This is a genomic window from Aliivibrio sp. S10_S31 (genome assembly GCF_014694495.1).
GTDB classification, from domain to species: Bacteria; Pseudomonadota; Gammaproteobacteria; order Enterobacterales; family Vibrionaceae; genus Aliivibrio; species Aliivibrio fischeri.
In genome coordinates, this window is record NZ_JAAUWR010000005.1 from 60,129 (window position 1) to 82,676 (window position 22,548).

Below are 22,548 nucleotides of genomic sequence, written 5' to 3' on the forward strand. Positions count from 1 at the left end.
ATGGCTCTTACTACACCATTGTCGATTACTGCAATTGTTCCTGCCGCAGGGGTAGGAAGCCGAATGAAAGCCGACCGCCCTAAACAGTATTTATTATTAAATGGAAAAACCGTTTTAGAACATACAATCGAACAGTTATTAGCTTTCCCTTTAGTTAATAAAGTCGTTGTTGCTATTACTGATGGTGATCCTTATTTCCCAGAATTAACTCTTGCTCATGATAACCGAGTGATTCGAGTTTCTGGCGGTAAAGAGCGTGCGGATTCGGTGTTGTCTGGTTTATCGTACGTTCAAGAGCATCAATTAAGTGAGTGGGTTATGGTTCATGATGCCGCTCGCCCTTGTATTCGCCATTCTGACATTGATAAATTAATTGCAGAAGTGATCCCCGAACACATTGGTGGCATATTAGCATCACCAGTGCGAGATACGATGAAACATGCTACTCAAGCACAATGCATTGAGACAACGATTGATCGTAGTGTGCTGTGGCATGCGTTAACACCACAACTATTCACAACAGAATTATTGTACTCAGCCCTGCAAACAGGATTAGATAAAAATTTATCTATTACTGATGAATCTTCAGCTATTGAGTTAATGGGATATCAACCTAAACTGGTTCAAGGTCGTGCCGATAACTTAAAAATTACCCAACCAGAAGATCTCGATTTGGCTGAGTTTTATCTTCAAAAAATGAAAAAGGAAACCAAATAATGAGAATTGGACATGGATTTGATGTACATAAATTTGGCGGTGAAGGCCCAGTCATTATTGGTGGAGTAAGCGTTCCTTATGAGCAAGGCCTAATTGCTCATTCTGATGGTGATGTCGCTTTGCATGCGTTATGTGATGCGCTACTTGGTGCTATAGCTGAAGGTGATATTGGTCGCCATTTTCCAGATACAGATGATAAGTGGAAAGGGGCGGATAGCCGAGCTTTACTTCGAGATGTATATCGCCGTGTAAAAGAGAAAGGCTTTGTATTGGGAAATGCGGATGTCACTATCATTGCTCAAGCTCCTAAAATGGCTCCTCATATTCAAGCGATGTGTAATGCAATTGCAGAAGATTTAGAAACAGAGTTAGATAACGTTAATGTAAAAGCCACAACCTCTGAGCGTTTGGGTTTTACTGGTAGAAAAGAAGGCATTGCTTGTGAAGCAGTAGTGCTGTTAGTTAAAGCATCTTAAGAGATAGATTTATGTCAGACATCATGTCTAATTTTTCGTGGTTATACGGAAAGCCAGTAGCAACAGGTAAATTAAAACAACTTCCTGAGCACTTTATTGTAAAAGAGATCTTAGGTTTTGAGTTCACAGGTAGCGGTGAACACTTAATGGTTAAAATCCGTAAAACGGGTGAAAATACCAAATATGTTGCTAATGAATTGGCAAAATTCTGTGGTGTTAAATCTAAAAATGTTAGTTGGGCTGGGTTGAAAGATCGCCATGCCGTGACTGAGCAATGGCTAAGTGTTCAAGTTGCTAACAGTGATGAATTAAGCTTTGCTAAATTTGAAGCTACACATCCAGGAGTTGAGATCTTAGAAGTTACTCGCCATAACAAAAAGTTACGTCCTGGTGATTTACAAGGTAATCAGTTTCAAGTTATCGCAACGGAAGTCACCGATATTGAAGATGTGTTAGCGCGTCTAGAAAAAGTAAAATTGACTGGTGTTCCTAATTACTTTGGTTCACAACGTTTTGGACATGAAGGTAATAACGTTAACGAAGCTCGTCGTTGGGGACGAGATAATGTTCGTACTCGTGATAACAGCAAGCGTAGCTTTTATTTATCAGCAGCTCGTTCTTGGATTTTTAACCACATTGTTTCTCAAAGAATAACAGAGGGTTACTTCTCTCAACCTGTTGATGGTGATATTCTACTTGATCGCAATGACCGTATCGTAAATGAGAATGTGACGTCTGAAGAGAGTATTCAAAAAATTCAAAATGGTGAATTATCTATCACGGCAGCATTAGCTGGAGATAATCAATTACCAACGACAGGCACAGCTCTTACATTAGAACAACCTCATTTAGATGCTGAACCGGATTTAATGGCGCTAATTCGTGGTAACCGTATGCGTCATGAACGTCGTGCCATTGAACTGCATCCTGAAAACCTAACATGGTCAGCTGAAGGCGATACGTTAACGCTAAACTTCTCATTAACTTCAGGCAGTTTTGCTACGGTAATCGTACGTGAATTGCTACAAGAAATTGAAGTTGAGCGTACTTATAGCTCAAACGATTAATATTAATATGGAGACAAGAGTGAAGAAGTTACGCATTTTGCTTAGTAACGATGATGGTGTATTTGCTGAAGGGATAAATACGTTAGCTCGTGTATTAGCTGACATTGCCGATATTACGATAGTAGCTCCTGATCGTAATCGTTCTGGCGCATCAAATTCTTTAACTCTTGAATCCCCATTACGTGTTCGTCAAATTGATGAACACATTCATTCAGTGCAAGGGACACCAACAGATTGTGTTCACTTTGCATTGAATGAATTAATGAAAGATAACTTGCCTGATTTGATTATTGCAGGTATCAATCATGGAGCAAACTTAGGTGATGATACTTTGTACTCAGGTACCGTCGCGGCTGCTACTGAAGGGCACTTTTTAGGTTTGCCCGCTATTGCAATCTCTCTAGCTGGACGCGAGCATTTTGATACAGCAGCTCAAGTAGCATTAAAAATAGTTAATAACCATTTAGTTTCCCCACTAACCACACAAAAAGTATTGAATGTGAATGTGCCAGATTGCGAGTACGAGCAATTAACTGGCTGGGAAGTGACGCGATTAGGGGCAAGGCATCATGCAGAGAGCATGATTAAAGATACTGATCCTCGTGGTGAGACTATCTATTGGTTAGGCCCTCCAGGCAAAAAACAAGATGCAGGTGAGGGAACGGACTTCTTTGCTGTAAAGCAGCACCGAGTATCAATAACACCATTACAAGTCGATTTAACGGCTCATGATTCATTAGGTATGATTACTGATTGGTTATCATTAGAGAGTTCCAAATAATGCTTAATTCGCGTTCTGAATTACTAGATCAATTTTTGCGCCAACAAGGCATTAGAGACGAAGCTATTTTAGCGGCTATTCGAGAGTTACCAAGAGAGCGTTTTATTCCAGAAGCTTTATCACATCAAGCTTATCAAAATAACGCACTTCCTATCGGTGAAGGTCAAACGATCTCGCAGCCTTATATTGTAGCGAAAATGACCGAATTATTAGAGCTAACACCTACATCAAATGTACTTGAAGTGGGGACTGGCTCTGGTTATCAAACGGCTGTATTAGCTAAATTAGTTGAGCATGTTAACTCTATTGAGCGTATAAAATCGTTACAATGGAATGCGAAACGATTGTTGAAACAATTGGATATATATAATGTCTCAACAAAGCATGGTGATGGTTGGAAGGGATGGGAATCAAAAGGTCCATTTGATGCCATCATTGTAACTGCAGCTGCAGAATCTATTCCTAATGACTTGTTATTTCAATTAAAAGATAATGGACATTTAGTTATCCCTGTAGGGGAAGAGTCGCAGCAGTTATTACGAATTACTCGTCAGGGAGAGGAATTTTTCTCTGAAGTGATTGAAGAGGTTCGTTTTGTGCCTTTAGTTGCAGGTGAATTAGCATAATATAATGAGAAAAATGATTATCAACCTTATTTCTATACGCTTATGGTTAATGGCAGCTGTTGTTAGCTTGTTTCTTTCTGGTTGTTCTATGGGACCACATCGTCCTGCACCAGTGTCGAGTGTTAATAGCTCTAGTTCTGCATATAACGGAGCAGAGCGAGGTAGTTATCGCGGCAGTTATTACACCGTAGAGAAAGGTGATACTCTTTATTTCATTTCTTATGTTACAAATAAAGACGTAAAAGAGCTCATTGCATACAACGAGCTTAAAGCGCCTTATATGATTCATCCTGGCCAAAAAATAAAATTGTGGGGGCCTAAATATATTGCTCCTGCCTATGGCAGTGACGGACATTCAGTCACACCATCTAATTCGTCTTCAAGCTCGACGGCGACAGCGGTTGCCGTTGTTCCTGTCGCAACAAATAAGCCTGCTCCTAAGCCAAAACCAACCACAACGAGTGCTAAAAAAATATCAACTGTACAAAAAGAAAGCACAAAAAAGGTTGAAAACAGCAAACCTAAGGAGTATGTTAATTCCAACAAAACGATAACATCTTCAAAACCTAAACCGGTTGCTAAGCCAAAACCAGCTCCTAAACCGAAGCCGAAACCAGTACAACAAAAAACGGAAAAGGTGGATTCTTGGTTATGGCCAACAAAAGGTCGGATCATCGCTAAATTCTCTACAGGAGACCAAGGAAACAAAGGGATCGATATTGCAGGCCAACGTGGTCAAGATATCATCTCAACAGCAAAAGGAATTGTGGTCTATGCTGGTAATGCATTAAGAGGGTACGGTAACTTAATTATCATTAAACATAACGATGATTACTTAAGTGCTTATGCTCATAACGAAGCATTATTTGTGAAAGAAGGCCAAAACGTCACAGCGGGACAAAAAATCGCGTCGATGGGAAGCTCTAGTACGAGCAGTGTACGTTTGCATTTTGAGATCCGCTTTAGAGGGAAATCGGTAAATCCACAGAGGTATTTACCATAAAAGGATGACATAGCTGAGTTGTAATGTCTTGCAGGCTCGCCATGGGGAGGCGCTATGAGTAAAAGCAATGCAGTAACTAAAGAAGTTGAAGAGTTCGATTTAGACACAATTAATGATGCTGAATTAACCAGTATTGAAGAAGAGTCTGAACGTCTTGAAGTAAGCAGTTCACAGAAAGTTATGGATGCAACGCAACTGTATCTTGGTGAAATTGGCTTTTCTCCACTACTAACAGCAGAAGAAGAAGTTTATTTTAGTCGCTTAGCCTTAAAAGGTGATGAAGCCGCTCGAGCTCGAATGATTGAGAGTAACCTTCGATTGGTCGTGAAGATCGCTCGTCGTTATAATCATCGTGGTCTTGCTTTATTGGATTTGGTGGAAGAGGGAAATCTTGGCCTAATTCGAGCTGTTGAAAAGTTTGATCCAGAAAGAGGCTTCCGATTCTCTACTTACGCCACATGGTGGATACGTCAAACCATTGAACGTGCCATTATGAACCAAACGCGTACCATCCGTTTACCTATTCATGTTGTAAAAGAGCTTAACGTTTATTTGCGTGCAGCACGTGAACTTTCTCAAAAGCTTGATCATGAACCAACACCAGAAGAAATAGCTGAAAAGCTCGATAAGCCAGTGAGTGATGTTAGTCGAATGCTGCGTTTAAATGAGCGTGTCGCTTCAGTCGATTCAATGGTGGCTGGTGAATCAGATAAAGCATTATTAGATATCCTTCCTGATACTAAAAATAGTGACCCAGAGTCAGAAACACAAAAGGATGATATTAATACGTCATTGGTGGGTTGGTTAGGGCAATTAAACCCTAAACAAAAAGAAGTTGTTGCTCGCCGTTTCGGTTTACTTGGTTATGAAGCTGCAACATTAGAGCAAGTAGGCGTTGAGATTGGTTTAACTCGCGAACGCGTAAGACAGATCCAAGTAGAAGGTCTACGTCGTTTAAGAGAAATCATGACGAACCAAGGATTGAATATGGAAACATTATTTGCCGTAGAAGAATACTAACTCACTTTTTAAATATACGTTTTAGTTAGTAAGAGAGCCCTAAGGTAACTTAGGGCTTTTTATTGCTACAAATCTTTGATGTATAAGTTGAGATAAGCGTAATTAGTCGCTATATAGTAAATCGATAGCGAGTGTAAGGTTAAATCTGGTAATTCGCTTTATTGCCGATATCAAAATGAAGGGGCATTCTCCATTTTTGAATAGCAAGAAAAATGAAGATAATTCCAGATAGAAATAAGCAAATAATAGCGATTAACCATACTTCGATAGCCAACATTAAAATGGATATACACAATAGAAAAGGGATGGCTTTTAGACCAATAACCTTAAAACAAAAGGATTCTTTAAGAGCTATACCTGAGAAGCAAGCACAGAGAAACCCAATAGGAAGCCAAATCAATTGTTCACTATCAATCGTGACGAGTAAAATCAAACCTATCCATGCAGCCCAAGTGATAATCAGCCTTACTTTTTTATCATAAACATGAAGATTAGCCCCACTCATCGCAGATGATACTGCGATTAAAGTTAATGAAAAATCCATTAAGTGAACGTTTTCTATAATGATTAATCCAATATCGTCAGCTATCGCAAAACTAAAAATGATAAGGGCGCTCCCAAAAAGAGTGATTCCGGTACGATATGTCACCACACTAAGCTTATCTAGCGCATCCAGTTTTTCGATATGATCAATACTCGCCATAATATTTCCTTTATCTTATTGTATTAATTTAGTTGATTATGTGTATTTTTGGATACTGTAGAGAAAAATAATTTATTTGTTTGTAGTAAATAGATGCTTCTGTTTTTTCAAATAAGTAAAATTTGGTGATTTATGTCACATAATTCGTGATTTTAAATCATCTATATGTATACTCCTTCTCCCAATACAAGCCGTCACAGGGATACAGTGAATGACCCCAAGGACTAGGACCAGCTACTGTTAAACAGCTTGTAAAGGGTAAACAATGAATATCTTTATTTCTATTATAACTTCCTCTTGGTGTAGTCATTCTTCACCGATCTCGTCATCTACGATGGCGGCTCCTTTTGTTTCTTCATTTTATTCTAAAATCTCATAGGCATAATTATGAATATTTTATTTAGCCTATTAGGCATGTGCGCACTGATTTTTTGTGCTTGGGTATTTTCAGAGAAGCGTTCAGCAATTAACTGGAAATTAGTATTTAAAGCCTTTTTATTACAACTCTCTTTTGCTGCTTTAGTATTGTATTTTCCTTTGGGGCAAAAAGCGTTAGCGGGATTAAGTAGCGGTGTTTCTAGCTTACTTGGTTTTGCCGATGAAGGGATAGCATTCCTCTTTGGTGATCTTGCTTCTTCTGGTTTTATTTTTGCTATTCGCGTCCTTCCTATTATTATCTTCTTCAGTGCTCTAATCTCCGCTCTATATTATCTAGGTATTATGCAAAAAGTGATTTCTGTTCTTGGTGGCGGAATTCAAAAATTCTTAGGTACCAGTAAAGTAGAATCTCTCGTTGCAACAGGTAACATCTTCCTTTCTCAAGGTGAATCTCCTCTTCTTATTCGCCCATTCTTAGCTCAAATGACTCGTTCTGAACTGTTCGCTGTAATGGCGGGTGGTATGGCATCGGTTGCCGGTAGTGTACTGGGTGGTTATGCTGGTTTAGGTGTGGAACTTAAATATCTGATTGCTGCAAGTTTTATGGCTGCTCCTGGTAGCTTATTAATGGCTAAGATTTTAATTCCTGAGCAAGAAACGCCTGTTGACCAACATGATGTAACCATTGATAAAAGTGAGCAAAGCAACGTAATTGATGCTCTTGCAAGTGGTGCAATGAATGGTATGAAGATTGCGGTTGCTGTAGGTACTATGTTGATTGCCTTTGTTAGTGTTATTGCAATGCTGAACAGCGGATTAGAAATGGTTGCTGAGTGGTTTGGTTTTGCTGGTATTACACTGCAAACCGTATTTGGTTACTTATTTGCTCCAATCGCATGGGTTATCGGTATTCCAAAAGCTGAAATGGTAATGGCTGGTTCTTACATTGGCCAAAAAGTGGTTCTTAATGAATTCGTTGCATTTATCGACTTTGTTCAGCATAAAGATCAGTTATCAGCATACAGCCAAGTAATTATTACTTTTGCACTGTGTGGTTTTGCAAACATCAGTTCAATTGCTGTGCAATTAGGCTCTATTGGTGTGATGGCTCCAGAGCGTCGTGCTGACGTTGCAAACATGGGCTTTAAAGCAGTATTAGCGGGTACATTAGCTAACTTAATGAGTGCATGTTTAGCTGGTTTATTCTTTAGCTTAGCAATGTAAAACATCGTTTATTGAAAATAAAAGCCCATGCAATGGTATTTGCATGGGCTTTTTTTGTAATGATGAGTAGAATTAACCAATCACAATTTGGCCTAAGACATAACCAAGAATACAGGCTGAAACTACACCGATTAAACCGACTGACATGAATGAGTGGTTAAAGTAGTACTTACCAATTTTAGTTGTACCCGAGCTATCAAAGTTTACGGTTGCAATATCTGATGGGTAGTTAGGAATAAAGAAGTACCCATATACCGCAGGCATTAAACCAATAACCAGTGCAGGCTCTAAACCCAGAGCCAAACCAACAGGTAGCATCATACGAGCTGTTGCTGCTTGCGAGTTAACCACAACAGATACGATAAATAGAGATAGGGCGAACGTCCAAGGGTGAAGCGTTACCATATCTACAATACCAGCTCTAAATTGAGGCATGGCATATTGGAAATAGGTATCTGACATCCACGCGATACCAAAAATAGCAATTGCTGCTACCATTCCCGATTTAAATACAACGCCATTTGGAACATCACGAGGGTCGGTTTTTGTTGCAAGTAAAATCACACCACCAAAAGCCAACATCATCATTTGAATAACAACGGACATTTTGATTGGTGCACCGCCATCAGTAATGGTTCGCACTTCTGGCCACATAGCAATAATAACGATAGAAACGATGGCACCTAAGAAGATCAGAACGGCATTACGTGCAGTTGTTGGTAGCTCTTCATCAAGAGATGTTGATGTTGTATTTAGGATTTTTTCACGCCAAACCGGATCTTGCAAACGTGCTTGATACTCTTCATCATCTTCCAATTCTTTACCGCGACGTAAGCTATAAAGAGACAGCATTAAAGTACCGAATAGCGTTGCAGGCACAGTAACCATTAAAATCGACATTAATGTAATAGAAGCATCAATATCAACCAGTTGAGCTAGGTAATACACAACTGCGGCAGATAATGGTGAAGCAGTGATTGCGATTTGAGACGCAACAGATGCGGCAGCCATAGGACGCTCAGGACGAATACCATTTTTTAATGCTACATCACCAATGATAGGCATGATTGAATAAACAGCGTGACCTGTACCTAGTAAGAACGTCATTGCATAAGTTACAAATGGAGCAATGATGGTGACGCGTTTTGGATTCTTTCTTAAAATCCGCTCAGCAACTTGCAGCATGTACTTTAAACCACCAGCGGCTTCTAATATTGAAGCACAGGTAACAACTGCCAAGATGATCAGCATTACTGTAACGGGCGGAGAGGTCGGTGGCATTTTGAAGATAAATACTTCAATCACCAAACCAATACCAGATACAACCCCTAATCCGATCCCTCCGTATCGAGAACCGATGTAGAGAACGAGTAATAAAAAGAGAAATTCAAAATACAACATACAACCACCTGCGTTAACGCAATTATAATTAAAATCAACTAAGGCTATTAATACCTTACATTTCATAGGGTTTTATTGAGCTTGTTCTCATTTAGATTGTTGTTGATTTTATAAATAGATGCAGGGTTGATCTGAATTAAACCAAAGCTCATTTTTTATCAAAAAAGGACAAAATGTGCTCTATTTATCAGATTGTAGTGGTAGTTTTGTGCTTGTGGCGGGTATGTATGAAGAATAATACCCGCTAATTAAAATGAGTTAAGGTTACTCATCTCTTGTGAAGTTTTGTTCAGAGAAATGTTCAAGATCATACGGTGTTTGTTGGTAAACACAGTAGTTAAGCCAATTAGAAAAGAGCAGGTGCCCGTGGCTACGCCATGTCGCTTTTGGTGTGATATCAGGGTTGTCGTCAGGGTAATAATTAACAGGAATCGTTGGTTCCATTCCTTCTCCTAAGTCACGAACGTATTCATTGTGTAATGTGAATGAATCATATTCTGGATGACCAGTGACAAATACATTTCGCTTATCTTTGGTGGCCGCTAAATACACACCAGCTTCTTTGGAAGTAGCAAGAATATCCAAATCAGTATGTGACTTTAAATAATCAGCAGAGAAATCAGCGTAGCGAGAATGAGGTGCTAAAAATTGATCATCAAAACCGCGTAGAATAGGGTGGTGTTGGTCAAGGTTAGTATGTTTATAAACGCCTGAAAGTTTCTCTTTACGTGTTCGCTTTGGTAAATCATAAAGTAGCTTTAAACCAGCTTGTGCTGCCCAGCATACATACAAGCTAGAAGTGACGTGATCTTTTGCCCATGTCATGATGGTTTGTAGATGATCCCAATAAATAACATCTTCAAACTGCACCAATCCTAGTGGTGCTCCTGTTATGATCAGGCCATCAAAGTTACGATCTTTAATGCCTTCAAATTGACGATAAAAAGTATCTAAATGCTCGGTTGGTGTATTTTTGCTAGTGCGATTATCAATACGTAATAGCTCTACATCCACTTGTAATGGGCTATTAGATAGTAAGCGTAAAAATTGAGTTTCTGTCTCAATCTTTTTTGGCATTAAATTTAAAATAATGACTTTAAGAGGTCGAATCGCTTGTGTGGTAGCACGAGATTCCTGCATGAAAAAGATATTCTCTTCACGTAATACTTCAGTTGCAGGGAGTTGGTCAGGTATTTTGATCGGCACAACTTATCCTTAAGTTTTGGGTTTCTATACGTCTATACTTCTAAACTTACCTCATAATTGTCAGAGTGTCGAGTGTATAAAGGACGTTGATCACGTCCTTTATTAGAGATGAAAGCGGTTAATTAGGCATTAGCAAAAGAATAAGTACGATAACCACCAATTAGATTCCGAGCTTTAAATCCATTATTTACAAGCTGACGATAGGCGACATTCCCACGTAGTCCAACTTGGCAATAAATGATGATCTCTTTGTCTTTAGGTAGTTCATTCAATCGCTGGCGAAGTTGATCTACTGGAATATTCATTGCTCCTTTAATATAACCAACATTGATTAACTCAGCAGGATTTCTTACATCAAGTAAGATTTGATTTTCATTAAGATGCTCCACTTCATCAAAATGAATAGCTTTGGTATCTCCTTTAATAAGGTTATTTGCTACAAAAGCGGCTTGGTTTATTACATCTTTCGCACTGCCAAATGGTGGAGCATAAGTGAGTTCTAAATGCTCAAGTTGATCAACTGTCATTCCTGCTCGTTGAGCAACAGCCATAACATCAATTCGTTTATCTATGCCATCTTTACCAACGGCTTGGGCGCCTAAAATCTTTCTCGTTTCTGGCGAAAACAACAGTTTAAATGAAACGATTTCAGCGCCAGGATAGTAGCTTGCGTGACTTGCCGTATGGACAAATACTTTTTCGTAGCTAATGCCCTCGCGTTTTAATGTTTTTTCATTTTTACCTGTAGAAGCAATGGCTAAATCGAAGACTTTGCAAATAGCGGTGCCTTGAGTGCCTTGGTAACTCTCATTTCGACCGAGCATATTATCAGCAGCCATACGGCCTTGACGGTTTGCTGGGCCAGCAAGTGGAACTAAAGTTTGATTACCAGTAACAAAATCTTTTTCTTCAATGGCATCACCAACGGCATAGATAAATGGGTCGCTGGTTTGTAGTTGATCATTAGTATAAATACCACCTAATTCGCCAAGCTGTAATCCAGCCTCATTTGCTAGTTTGGTTTCAGGCTTAACACCAATAGCCATGATTAATAGGTTGGTGTTTAGAACTTCACCTGTACTCAAAGAAAGTGTTAATCCAGTTTCAGTTTCAATGACTTCTTGAAGTGCTGATCCTAATCGAAGATCTATGCCTTTATCTTTGATTTCTTTATGAACAAAGCCTGCCATTTCACGATCAACTGGAGTCATTACTTGATCTGCTAGCTCTAATAGTGTTGTTTTGATACCGAGTTGATGGAAAGCTTCCATCATTTCTAATCCAATAAAACCGCCACCAACAACCGTTGCATGTTGTGGTTTATTGTCTCTAATTGAGGCGATAATGCGATCCATATCAGGGACATTACGTAGAGAAAATGTCAGTGAGTTATTAATACCTGAGATAGGGGGAACAATGGGACCTGCACCTGGACTTAATAAAAGAAAATCATAATTTTCTTGGTACTCAGTATTATCGACTAAGTTTTTAATTGTAATTGTTTTTTCACTACGGTTAATGCTTATTACTTCGTTCATTACACGCACATCAACATTAAAACGAGCTAAAAAACTATCAGGAGTTTGTAGTAGTAAATTATCGCGATCTTTGATGTCACCCCCAATATGATATGGCAATCCACAGTTAGCAAAAGAAACAAAAGGCCCACGCTCTAGCATGATAATTTGTGCATCTTCACTTAAACGACGTGCTCTTGCTGCTGCAGAAGCACCACCAGCAACGCCACCAATAATTACAATTTTGGTCATTCCGATTTCCCTCATAATGAAAAAATCAGAGCAATTTATGCTCAATTGTTTTTTACTATAGTTATTTAAATTATCTTTGTCTAATATTTGTTTTGTTAAATTTTAATTTGCTAAATAAGTATTGACTAATTTAATTGGTGACCGTAATCTAAAATATATGTTCAAAAAACAATCTAACAGGTATTGATAAATGACGATTCCATGGTTCTCTTTGTTTGGCGGTATGCTTTTAGGTGTTTCTGCTACGTTACTTCTTTTGTTAAATGGAAAGATTGCAGGGATAAGTGGTGTATTAACAGGGTTAATGATACCGAAAAAAAAGGACTATGCTTGGCGATGGTTGTTTGTTCTAGGCATGATTTCAGGTGGTGCAGCAGGTGTTTATTTCTTTGGCGCACATGTTCCTACGGAATATACAACAAACACACCACTATTGATTATTGCTGGTTTACTGGTCGGTATTGGTACTCGCCTAGGTAATGGTTGTACTAGTGGGCATGGAATTTGTGGGATTGGACGATTGTCTGTTCGTTCAATTGTCGCTACTTGTGTATTTATGCTAGTGGCTGGAATAACTGTTTTTATCCGATTACACGTTCTTTAAGGGAGTGATCATGAATAATCTTATGTTTCGAATTATTGCTTTACTCTCTGGTGGCTTGTTTGGCCTTGGAATGACAACATCAGGAATGGCTGACCCTGAAAAAGTGATTGGATTTTTGGATGTTTCAGGAGCATGGGATCCGAGTTTAATGTTTGTGATGGGAGGGGCATTGTTGATATTTATGCCTGCTTACTTCTTATTTATTAAACAAAAAACAAAGCCATTGAATGCGGAAGAGTTTTGTTTATCTACCAATAAGCACATTGATAGTAAATTGATTTCAGGTGCTGCTATTTTTGGTATTGGATGGGGGCTTGCTGGAATCTGTCCTGGGCCAGTAGTTTCAAGTATCGCTTTAGGAAATAATGATGTATTTGTATTCTTATTTGCCATGATGTTTGGATTAGCAATGACCAATGCTTTAGTGAAAAAATAAACATTTATTCGTTTTCTTAGAGGCTAACCAAGTGGTTGGCCTTTTTTATTTCTATCTTGTTGATACGCGTATATTGATATTATTTGATAAAGATGTTAATAGTATTTTAGTTTTTTTATATCAATATTATTTTTGTTGATTTAAAAGTAATAGGTTGAGATTTATTGATCTATTTATACTCTATTTATGTTGTATTCATATAATGCGTTAAATATTAATGATAAGAACAGAGCTGTTCATTTATTTTTGTTGATGGTTAATGGAATTATTAGGCTATTTTTAATGCGTTCCATATTAGTCTGTTATCTTTATATTCATATGGTTATGTAATTTTTCTATTCGTTGAACAGTGGTTGGATCCTAAGATTCCATTTTTGAAATAGGAATATCATATAAATGAGAAGAAGGGTTATCTATAATCCCAACTTCTTTAAAAGGAGAGCTTGAAAATAAGATAAACCTTATTATTTTTGAGGCCTTTCTTCTTTTACATTTATATCAATTCATACAAATGAGTATCTTATGGTCGGGATCTGTTTTCAAATTAATGACTGGACTCTAGTTATTGAGGAAAATAAGTTATATCGCCAAGATAGGGAAGTGTCGGTTGAACCACGTTTAATTAATTTACTTCGCTTTTTAGCGCAGCATTCAGGCGAAGTCTTTTGTCGAGATGAGTTAATTAAACATGTATGGGATGGTGCGTTTGTTACCGATCAAGTGGTAACACAATCAATATTTGAACTGCGAAAAGTATTGCGTGATGGTCGTTTAGATAACACTCGTTATTTAGTTACGGTACCAAAACGTGGGTATAAGTTGGTTGCAGAAACTAAGCAAATAAGATTAGAAGATACGCCTTATTGGAAACCTTGCGATACATTTACCTCAACAGAAGCTGATGAAAATCAGAATCATAATGTTGAATTGAACACCGCAGAGCAAGAAAAAGAACAAGATGAGACAGCACAACTCTCTTTTCCTGCTGGTCCATTAACACGTGCTGTAACTAATATTTCGAATCAAGTATCAAACGAAAAGAAAAAGCAGGGTGAGAGTTTTAGCTTTTTACATCGTTGGAAGCTATTAGCGTTTGATTTTTTTCTTGTTGGCGTATTAATTGCGGTTATTTTTTCAGTTACTTATCAGCAAACAACCACTCATATAACCAAGGCTGTAGATACTGATTTAATTGAGTTTACCTATCACGCAAGCCGTAACTCGAATAATGAAACAGAATATTTGGCTGATGGTATTAGTCAAAAATTGATGGCAGATTTAGCAAGTGTTGGTCATTACCGAGTCCAGTTAAATAAAACCGCATTTACTACTGGCATTTTGCCCGGAAAAGCGGTGAATGTTCGAGTAGAAGAACAACAAAATAAAACGTATTTAGATGTTGAGTATCGCAGTAATATTTCAAATCGAGTGCTGTTTAGTCGTCAATATTTAATGACCAATGCCAACTTAGCGCATGTGTTACGCCAATCATCTCAAGATTTAATGCGTACTTTAGGCGTTAAAGCATCCGAACAAGATATGAATAGGCTAATGCTTGGTTTACCAAAGGAGCATGGTCTATTAGAGATGTTGGTTCGAGCGAATCACTTTATTAATCAAACGGATCAAAAAAACTTTGAAAAAGGGATCGATCTGTTAGAGAACATTGCGTTAGCAGAACCGAATAATGATTATGTGCTTTCGGAGTTATACATTGCTTATAACGCCTATTCAGCGCTTAACCCTGAATTAGAATTAGATGAAAACACCGCTAAAATTGAAAAGCTAAGTCAGGATCTTCAAGCTAGATATGCCTTATCGGATGTCGGTGTGTTGCCTCCTCGTATTTATGAAGCATTAGCTATGATAGCGATTAAGCAAGATAACAAAGAGGATGCTAGAGCTTATCTTAACCTAGCGTTTAAGGATAGAGAGTCGGCATTCTCTTATATATTAGAAGGGAAACTTGCTGAGTTAGATGGCGATTTAGATCAAGCAGGGGAGTCATACAGTAAGGCTTTCTTTATGGATACGTCACTTGAAACTTATATGCTTGCTGAAAACCTTGCATTTTACAGTGACTTAGAAACTGTTGCTTATTTTATGTATCGTGCCGTTAACCCGAGTGAAGTTCGCTTGATGGGGTAATCGTGATTAACGATTTATGCAGTATATTGGTGTAATAAAAAAGCCCGTCGAATCTAGTTCGACGGGCTTTTTTTTAACTAATTATGGATTAAATTAGTGTTGTTTTTTCTTTGGGTGCCATGCACCTTTTAAATCATCAAGTTCAGGGAACTTAGTTCTGTCAAATTCAGGTGTTTTTCCTGCTTTAAGCTGAACTTCGTAATCTTTGATAACTTTGATCGCTAGTTTAGATAGTAGAACTAGAGCAACAATGTTAATTAAAGCCATCATACCCATAGACGCATCTGCAAGGTTCCATACTACTGGTAGAGACGCTACTGAACCGAACATAACCATTGCTAGCACACACATACGGAAGCCAAACAAGCCTTTCTTAGAATTGCCATTCAAGAACATTACGTTTGTTTCAGCGTAGCTGTAGTTTGCAATGATAGAAGTAAAACAGAACAGAAGAATAGCTAGCGCCATAAAGTAGCTTGTCCAACCGCCTAACTCGTTAGTTAGTGCTTGTTGAAGTAGGCTGATACCTGTCGTTGCATCTGGTTGATCCATTACGCCAGAAAGCATAATCATCGCCGCAGAGGCTGTACAGATAACTAATGTATCTACAAACACACCTAGCATTTGCACAAAACCTTGTGATGCAGGGTGGTTAGGGTTTGGCGTAGCACTTGCTGCGATGTTAGCTGCAGAACCCATACCCGCTTCATTTGAGAATAGACCACGAGCGATACCTGATTGCATAGCTTGTGCAATAGTGTACGCCACACCACCAGCAGCCGCTTCTTGCCAACCAAATGCACTTTTAACGATAAGAACCAGTACTGCTGGTACATCTGTGATATTCATTATTACAATGATAAGAGCAATGGCTAAGTAACCAATCGCCATAACAGGAACGATTTTCGATGATGCGTTAGCAACACGACGTAAACCACCCATGATAAAGAAACCAGAGATAACAACAATTACGATACCCATAATGGTTTTATCAAAACCAAATGAGTGATTAAGAGCATCAGTAATAGTGTTTGCTTGAACGGCGTTAAATACTAGACCAAAAGCGATGATTAAGAAGATAGAGAAAAGCGTACCCATCCAGCGTTGGCCTAAACCTTTTTCCATGTAATAAGCTGGACCACCACGGTATTGACCATCAACATCTTTTACTTTGTAAACTTGTGCTAGTGTTGATTCAATGAAAGCTGTTGCCATACCAAATAGAGCAATTAGCCACATCCAGAAGATAGCACCAGGGCCGCCAACAGTTAATGCAACTGCAACACCTGCCATGTTACCCGTTCCCACGCGGGCTGCCATAGAGGTACAGAATACTTGGTAAGAGCTGATGCCATTTTCGATTTCTTGGCCGCTACGTAAGATTTTAATTGAGTGTCCTAGTTGGCGAATTTGAATAAAGCCAAGACGCAGAGTGAAGTAGACACCCACACCAACTAATAAATAAACAAGGACTTGTCCCCAAAGAAGCCCATTGATACTACCGATAATCGAAAGTAATACTTCGTTCATCGATTCAATAAGCGTTGAATCTGTGTTTGTCATGAAATTTCCTTATTATTAATCGTTAATTTATTTTTCTTAAATAATGGATAACGAGCGCCATCCTTTAAGAAATATAAGTAACTTTGTTATAAAGTTGTATAAAATATCGTTTGCTAAGGATTTGCGGCGATTAATATAGTTCAGCGAAGTTTGATTAGTCAATAATAATGAAACAATATGTCGTACTTTTTTTACGTATAAGCATAAAGATTTACAAAATAATCGTTGCGCTTTTTCTTTCAGTAGCCAATAAGAAGTTAAGCACCAAAAATTGGTTTTATATTCTTATAATGATGAGATAAACCTCACTATAATCCCGTCGCAAATTCCCTTCTTGATAAATTTATATTTTTTATAAAAACCACCATAAATATAAAAATGAAATATTAACCAATTGAATTTAAGTGTATTTTTCATTTTTGGTAAAAAAATAAAGGTCAATAGGCTTATGTTTTTATCATTATTTTATTGATAATTTTATCCTGATTTTTTTTCGCTTTGTTGGGCGTAGTCTTCTCCTCAGAATTTGAGCGAGATGTTGTTTATCTACCCCAGCAGAGTTTGCATGACCTGCTTCAAATAACATCTCGCTTCCTTAAAGAAAAAATTTCGTATAACGGGTAAAAAATTGCCCATTCGATGATCCTTGGAGATGTTATGGAATCGAATACAAAAAAAATTGGCTTAATTGCCTGTACAGGTGTTGTAGCCGGCAACATGATGGGGAGTGGTATTGCACTATTACCTTCTTCATTAGCAGCGGTTGGTTCAGTATCTATTTTTAGTTGGATTATCTGTTTGGTTGGTGCGTTAAGTTTGGCATTTGTTTTTGCTCGCTTAGCGACGAAAAACCCTCAAGAGGGTGGTCCAATCGCTTATGCGGGTGAAGTGTCTCCTGTATTTGGTTTCCAAACTGGTGTGCTTTACTACCACGCAAACTGGATTGGTAACTTAGCTATCGCTATTACTGGTGTATCTTACTTATCTGTTTTCTTCCCTGCGTTGAATGACCCTATCCCTGCAGCTGCAGCGACGATTGCATCGGTATGGTTATTTACCTTAGTTAATTTACTAGGTGGTAGCTGGGTAAGTCGTCTATGTACATTAGGTTTAGGTCTAATCCTTATTCCTGTTGTTGGTACGGCGATTGTTGGTTGGGGACACTTTGATCCGACACTATATAGTCAAAACTGGAATGTATCTTCAGGTACAAGTACTCACGCTATTATTAGTGCTGTTCTTATCTGTTTATGGTCATTTGTTGGTGTTGAATCAGCAGCAGTATCATCAGGTATGGTTAAAAATCCAAAACGCACCGTTCCTCTAGCAACAATGCTAGGTACAGCGATTGCCGGTGTGATTTATATTCTATCAACTCAAGTAATCAGCGGTATGTTCCCTGCTGCAGAAGTAGCGGCATCTGGTGCTCCATTTGCGCTAGCAACCACTGAGATCTTCGGTAGCTGGTCAGCGCCATTTGTTGCAGCATTCACAGCATTAGCGTGTTTCACTTCTCTAGGTTCTTGGATGATGTTGGTAGGTGAAGCCGGTAAACGTGCAGCTCACGATGGTAACTTCCCTAAAATCTACGGCGAAACAGATAAAAATGGTGTAGCGAAAAAAGGTCTAATCCTAGCTTCACTTAAAATGACAGCACTGATGGTTGCACTAACTGTATTCAGTTCTCAATCAGCTCACACTGCTGACTTATTTAATCAGTTAACGACTGATGCCGTACTACTAACAATGCTTCCTTACTTCTACTCAAGCATTAACTTAATTCGTTTCGAAGGTATGACAACACGCAGCGGCTTTACCATGTTCTTCTCAGGTATTGCTTGTGTGTTCTGCATGATTGCACTGGCTGGTGCAGAAGGTGCAACACTAACTGCAACCTTTATCGTGTCACTTGTCATCCTTATGTTCTACGCAAAAAAAATGGGTCTGAAACAATCAGAGCAACATGTAACTGCAGAAGCAGTAGCCCATTAATGTCACTCGATAGCGTAAACAGTTAACGCTACCAACTTAGTAAGTTTTACCCCTAGCGGCGCTCCACTACCTCACCATCAAAATGATGGGGAGCGCCTCTCTTCGTCTTGGAGATATAAAATGAATATTTTTGCTATCCTAAATCACTCAGGTGTTTTCTTTAAAGAAGAGCCAGTTCGCGAATTGCATGCTTCTTTAGAAAAAGCAGGCTACAAAGTGGTTTACCCAGTAGATGCACAAGATCTATATAAAATGATTGAAATGAACCCACGTATTTGTGGTGTGTTATTTGACTGGGATAAATACTCACTAGATTTATGTTCTGAAATTAATGCGTTGAATGAAAAACTACCGCTATATGCATTTGCAAACCAACATTCAACATTAGATATTTCATTAACTGATTTACGTCTAAATCTGCACTTCTTCGAATATGCGTTAGATATGGCTGACGACATCGCACTGAAAATTAATCAAGCGACTGAAGAGTACAAAGATCAGATCATGCCTCCGTTTACTAAGGCATTATTCAAATACGTAGAAGAGGGTAAATATACTTTCTGTACTCCTGGCCACATGGGCGGTACGGCTTTCCAAAAAAGTCCAGCGGGCAGCATATTTTATGATTTCTACGGTCCAAACGCATTTAAAGCGGACGTATCAATCTCAATGCCTGAACTAGGTTCATTACTTGATCACTCAGGTCCTCATAAAGAAGCTGAAGAATACATTGCTCGTACGTTTAATGCAGACAGCTCTTACATCGTAACTAACGGTACTTCTACATCAAACAAAATTGTAGGCATGTACTCAGCACCAGCAGGAAGTACAGTGCTTGTTGACCGTAACTGTCACAAATCACTGACTCACATGATGATGATGAGTGATGTAACGCCTATCTATTTCCGTCCAACACGTAATGCTTACGGTATTTTAGGTGGCATCCCACAAAGCGAATTTACTCGTGAAGTGATTGAGCAAAAAGTAGCAGCAACACCAAACGCAACCATGCCAGGTTATGCGGTTATTACTAACTCAACTTACGATGGTCTTCTGTATAACACTCAATACATTAAAGAAACGCTAGATACTAAATACATTCACTTTGATAGTGCTTGGGTTCCTTACACTAACTTCAACAAAATTTATGAAGGTAAGTGTGGTATGAGTGGCGAAGCAATGCCTGGTAAAGTGTTCTACGAAACACAATCAACTCATAAATTACTGGCTGCGTTCTCTCAAGCATCAATGATCCACGTAAAAGGTGAATTTGATAAAGAATCATTCAATGAAGCGTTCATGATGCACACATCAACATCACCTCAATACGGTATTGTTGCATCAACTGAAACTGCTGCGGCAATGATGCGTGGTAATACAGGTAAGAAACTGATCCAAGACTCAATTGACCGTGCGATTCGTTTCCGTAAAGAGATCAAACGTCTTCAAAGTGAAAGTGACAGCTGGTTCTTTGATGTATGGCAACCAGAAAACATCGATACAACTGAATGTTGGAAACTGGATCCAAAAGATTCATGGCACGGCTTCAAGGACATCGATGATGATCACATGTACCTTGATCCAATCAAAGTAACGCTATTAACTCCAGGAATGAACGAAAATAGCGAAATGAGCGAGACAGGTATTCCTGCATCAATCGTTGCTAAATACTTAGATGAACGCGGTATCGTAGTAGAGAAAACAGGCCCATATAACCTATTGTTCCTATTCTCTATCGGTATTGATAAATCAAAAGCAATGCAATTACTACGTGCATTAACGGACTTTAAACGTGGCTTCGATCTTAACTTAACAGTGAAAAACTTCCTTCCTTCACTGTACAACGAAGATCCAAGTTTCTATGAAGGCATGCGAGTACAAGAACTGGCACAAGGCATTCACGATTTAACTCGTAAATACCGTTTACCAGAACTGATGTTCAAAGCATTCGATGTACTTCCTGAACTAAAAGTAACACCACATGCAGCATGGCAAGAAGAGCTTCGCGGTAACGTAGAGGAAGTGCCTCTAGCTGATTTGGTAGACCGTGTAAGTGCGAATATGATCCTACCTTACCCACCGGGTGTACCTCTAGTACTTCCAGGTGAAATGGTAACAGCTGAATCTCGCCCAGTACTTGATTTCTTAGAAATGCTATGTGAAATCGGTGCTCACTACCCAGGTTTTGAGACTGATATTCACGGTGTATATGCTCAAAAAGATGGCAGTTACACAGTGAAAGTACTAAAACAAAATTAAGCCCTAGGGTTTTGATGGAATATCGTTTATTTTAGGGCACGGAAGCCCTTACTCTATTTTAAATTATGGTGATGTTATGAAACGTATTCTTTCCATTCAGTCTCATGTGGTATTTGGTTGCGCAGGCAACAGTGCTGCGGTTTTTCCAATGCGAAGAATGGGAATGGAAGTATGGCCTATTAATACGGTACAGTTTTCAAATCACACACAATACCAACAAGGTTGGAAAGGCATCGCAATGCCTGCTGGCCACATTTCAGAATTAGTTGATGGTTTATCAGCAATTGAAGCGACTCAAGTTTGTGATGCCGTGTTAAGTGGTTACTTAGGATCAGCTGCACAAGGTCAAGAGATTGTCACTGCGGTAAACAAAATCAAACAAGATAATCCAAACGCAATTTACTTTTGTGATCCGGTAATGGGTCATCCAGAAAAAGGCTGCATTGTTGCTCCTGAAGTAGAAACCTTCTTTAAAGAATCAGCTTTAAGTTCTGCGGATATTATCGCGCCTAATTTATTAGAACTAGAAAGCTTAACAGGCATGACAATTAACACCTTAGAGCAAGTGATTGAAGCGAATAATCAATTACTTGAGAAGGGTGTTAAAATGGTGGTGGTTAAACATTTAAGCCGTGCTGGTATTCAAAAAGATCGTTTTGAAATGTTATTAACGACTGAAGATGGAAGCTATCACGTTTCTCGTCCTTTATATGATTTTGATGCAAAGCGTCAACCCGTAGGCGCAGGTGACTTAATCAGTGGTGTAATGCTAGCGAATTTATTGTCAGGCTATGCACCCGTTGAAGCATTTGAACGTACTAATGCTGCAGTTGATTCTGTTATGCAAGAAACCTTCAATCGTGGCGCGTATGAACTGCAACTTATCGCATCACAAGAACGTTTTAATGCTCCTGAAATTATCGTAAAAGCAGAAAAAGTCGCGTAATTAGCTCGATATAAAAATCACAAATAAAATAGAAGAGCCCATGATGTGTAATATGCATATCATGGGCTTTTTGTGTATTTTTAGTTTAAAAAATGAATTTATAAAATTGATCTAAAATAAGGAATTGGTTGCTAATAATTTAACAAAAATTACACATATAAAAGCCGAGTGTAATTTATCACTATGAAAAGTAAGGTTATTTAATGTTGCATTTTTGAAGTATCGATTA

At 38.6% G+C, this 22,548-nt stretch carries 19 protein-coding genes; 14 read left to right on the top strand and 5 right to left on the bottom strand.

Annotation, left to right across the window (positions count from 1 at the left end; all coding sequences use genetic code 11):
- From ispD to rpoS, 7 genes are read left to right on the top strand one after another with little or no spacing between them, the layout of a single operon-like run.
- Entirely contained in the window at window positions 1-717 is a 717-nt protein-coding gene (gene ispD, locus HC728_RS05885) for a 2-C-methyl-D-erythritol 4-phosphate cytidylyltransferase (protein ID WP_017019053.1), read from the top strand.
- Entirely contained in the window at window positions 717-1,193 is a 477-nt protein-coding gene (gene ispF, locus HC728_RS05890) for a 2-C-methyl-D-erythritol 2,4-cyclodiphosphate synthase (RefSeq protein WP_012534026.1), read from the top strand. Before ispD ends, ispF begins: the two co-directional genes overlap by 1 nt.
- An 11-nt stretch (window positions 1,194-1,204) precedes the next feature.
- A complete protein-coding gene (gene truD / locus HC728_RS05895) occupies window positions 1,205-2,260 on the top strand; it encodes a tRNA pseudouridine(13) synthase TruD (RefSeq protein ID WP_012533594.1) in 1,056 nt (351 codons plus the stop codon).
- Window positions 2,261-2,267: 7 nt separating this feature from the next.
- Window positions 2,268-3,041, top strand: coding sequence for a 5'/3'-nucleotidase SurE (surE, locus tag HC728_RS05900; RefSeq protein WP_081248916.1), 774 nt, complete (start codon window positions 2,268-2,270; stop codon window positions 3,039-3,041).
- A complete protein-coding gene (locus tag HC728_RS05905; RefSeq protein WP_063645241.1) occupies window positions 3,041-3,667 on the top strand; it encodes a protein-L-isoaspartate(D-aspartate) O-methyltransferase in 627 nt (208 codons plus the stop codon). The genes surE and HC728_RS05905 overlap by 1 nt, the downstream gene beginning before the upstream one ends.
- Before the next feature lie 13 nt (window positions 3,668-3,680).
- Complete coding sequence (locus tag HC728_RS05910; RefSeq protein WP_190395200.1) at window positions 3,681-4,670, top strand: peptidoglycan DD-metalloendopeptidase family protein; 990 nt, start codon at window positions 3,681-3,683, stop codon at window positions 4,668-4,670.
- 54 nt (window positions 4,671-4,724) lie between these two features.
- Complete coding sequence (gene rpoS / locus HC728_RS05915) at window positions 4,725-5,690, top strand: RNA polymerase sigma factor RpoS (RefSeq protein WP_005420690.1); 966 nt, start codon at window positions 4,725-4,727, stop codon at window positions 5,688-5,690.
- 139 nt (window positions 5,691-5,829) lie between these two features.
- Here rpoS and HC728_RS05920 read toward each other — a convergent pair whose 3' ends face one another.
- Window positions 5,830-6,393: a DUF2301 domain-containing membrane protein gene (locus HC728_RS05920; protein ID WP_190395201.1), complete on the bottom strand. Its 564-nt coding sequence runs from the start codon at window positions 6,391-6,393 to the stop codon at window positions 5,830-5,832.
- 387 nt (window positions 6,394-6,780) lie between these two features.
- On the opposite strand from HC728_RS05920, the gene HC728_RS05925 reads away from it, so the two are divergent.
- Entirely contained in the window at window positions 6,781-7,995 is a 1,215-nt protein-coding gene (locus HC728_RS05925) for a NupC/NupG family nucleoside CNT transporter (protein WP_005420686.1), read from the top strand.
- Between the two features lie 72 nt (window positions 7,996-8,067).
- Here the strand turns inward: HC728_RS05925 and HC728_RS05930 are convergent, their stop codons facing one another.
- The 3 genes from HC728_RS05930 to HC728_RS05940 all read right to left on the bottom strand — a co-directional run bounded on the left by HC728_RS05930 (window position 8,068) and on the right by HC728_RS05940 (window position 12,371).
- Entirely contained in the window at window positions 8,068-9,396 is a 1,329-nt protein-coding gene (locus tag HC728_RS05930) for an anaerobic C4-dicarboxylate transporter (RefSeq protein WP_012533838.1), read from the bottom strand.
- 264 nt (window positions 9,397-9,660) lie between these two features.
- Window positions 9,661-10,602, bottom strand: a complete 942-nt coding sequence (metA, locus tag HC728_RS05935; protein ID WP_005420682.1) for a homoserine O-succinyltransferase — start codon at window positions 10,600-10,602, stop codon at window positions 9,661-9,663.
- Between the two features lie 122 nt (window positions 10,603-10,724).
- Window positions 10,725-12,371 (bottom strand): FAD-dependent oxidoreductase, encoded by a 1,647-nt coding sequence (locus HC728_RS05940; protein ID WP_190395202.1) that lies wholly within the window; start codon window positions 12,369-12,371, stop codon window positions 10,725-10,727.
- Between the two features lie 190 nt (window positions 12,372-12,561).
- Between HC728_RS05940 and HC728_RS05945 the strand changes: the two genes are divergently transcribed.
- From HC728_RS05945 to cadC, 3 genes are all read left to right on the top strand, one after another.
- Window positions 12,562-12,975, top strand: coding sequence for a YeeE/YedE family protein (locus HC728_RS05945; protein ID WP_190395203.1), 414 nt, complete (start codon window positions 12,562-12,564; stop codon window positions 12,973-12,975).
- A gap of 10 nt (window positions 12,976-12,985) precedes the next feature.
- Entirely contained in the window at window positions 12,986-13,411 is a 426-nt protein-coding gene (locus HC728_RS05950; protein ID WP_065641028.1) for a YeeE/YedE family protein, read from the top strand.
- Between the two features lie 522 nt (window positions 13,412-13,933).
- The gene (gene cadC / locus HC728_RS05955) at window positions 13,934-15,559 is read left to right on the top strand and encodes a lysine decarboxylation/transport transcriptional activator CadC (RefSeq protein WP_017019045.1); all 1,626 of its coding nucleotides are present in this window, start codon (window positions 13,934-13,936) and stop codon (window positions 15,557-15,559) included.
- A gap of 93 nt (window positions 15,560-15,652) precedes the next feature.
- On the opposite strand, the gene HC728_RS05960 is transcribed toward cadC, so the two are convergent.
- A complete protein-coding gene (locus HC728_RS05960; RefSeq protein WP_011262527.1) occupies window positions 15,653-17,122 on the bottom strand; it encodes a sodium:alanine symporter family protein in 1,470 nt (489 codons plus the stop codon).
- A 657-nt stretch (window positions 17,123-17,779) separates the two neighbouring features.
- Between HC728_RS05960 and cadB the strand changes: the two genes are divergently transcribed.
- From cadB to pdxY, 3 genes are all read left to right on the top strand, one after another.
- The gene (gene cadB, locus HC728_RS05965; RefSeq protein ID WP_063645235.1) at window positions 17,780-19,114 is read left to right on the top strand and encodes a cadaverine/lysine antiporter; all 1,335 of its coding nucleotides are present in this window, start codon (window positions 17,780-17,782) and stop codon (window positions 19,112-19,114) included.
- Window positions 19,115-19,234: 120 nt separating this feature from the next.
- The gene (locus HC728_RS05970) at window positions 19,235-21,373 is read left to right on the top strand and encodes a lysine decarboxylase CadA (protein WP_011262525.1); all 2,139 of its coding nucleotides are present in this window, start codon (window positions 19,235-19,237) and stop codon (window positions 21,371-21,373) included.
- Window positions 21,374-21,449: 76 nt separating this feature from the next.
- Entirely contained in the window at window positions 21,450-22,319 is an 870-nt protein-coding gene (gene pdxY / locus HC728_RS05975) for a pyridoxal kinase PdxY (protein WP_063647002.1), read from the top strand.
- Window positions 22,320-22,548 lie beyond the last annotated feature (229 nt).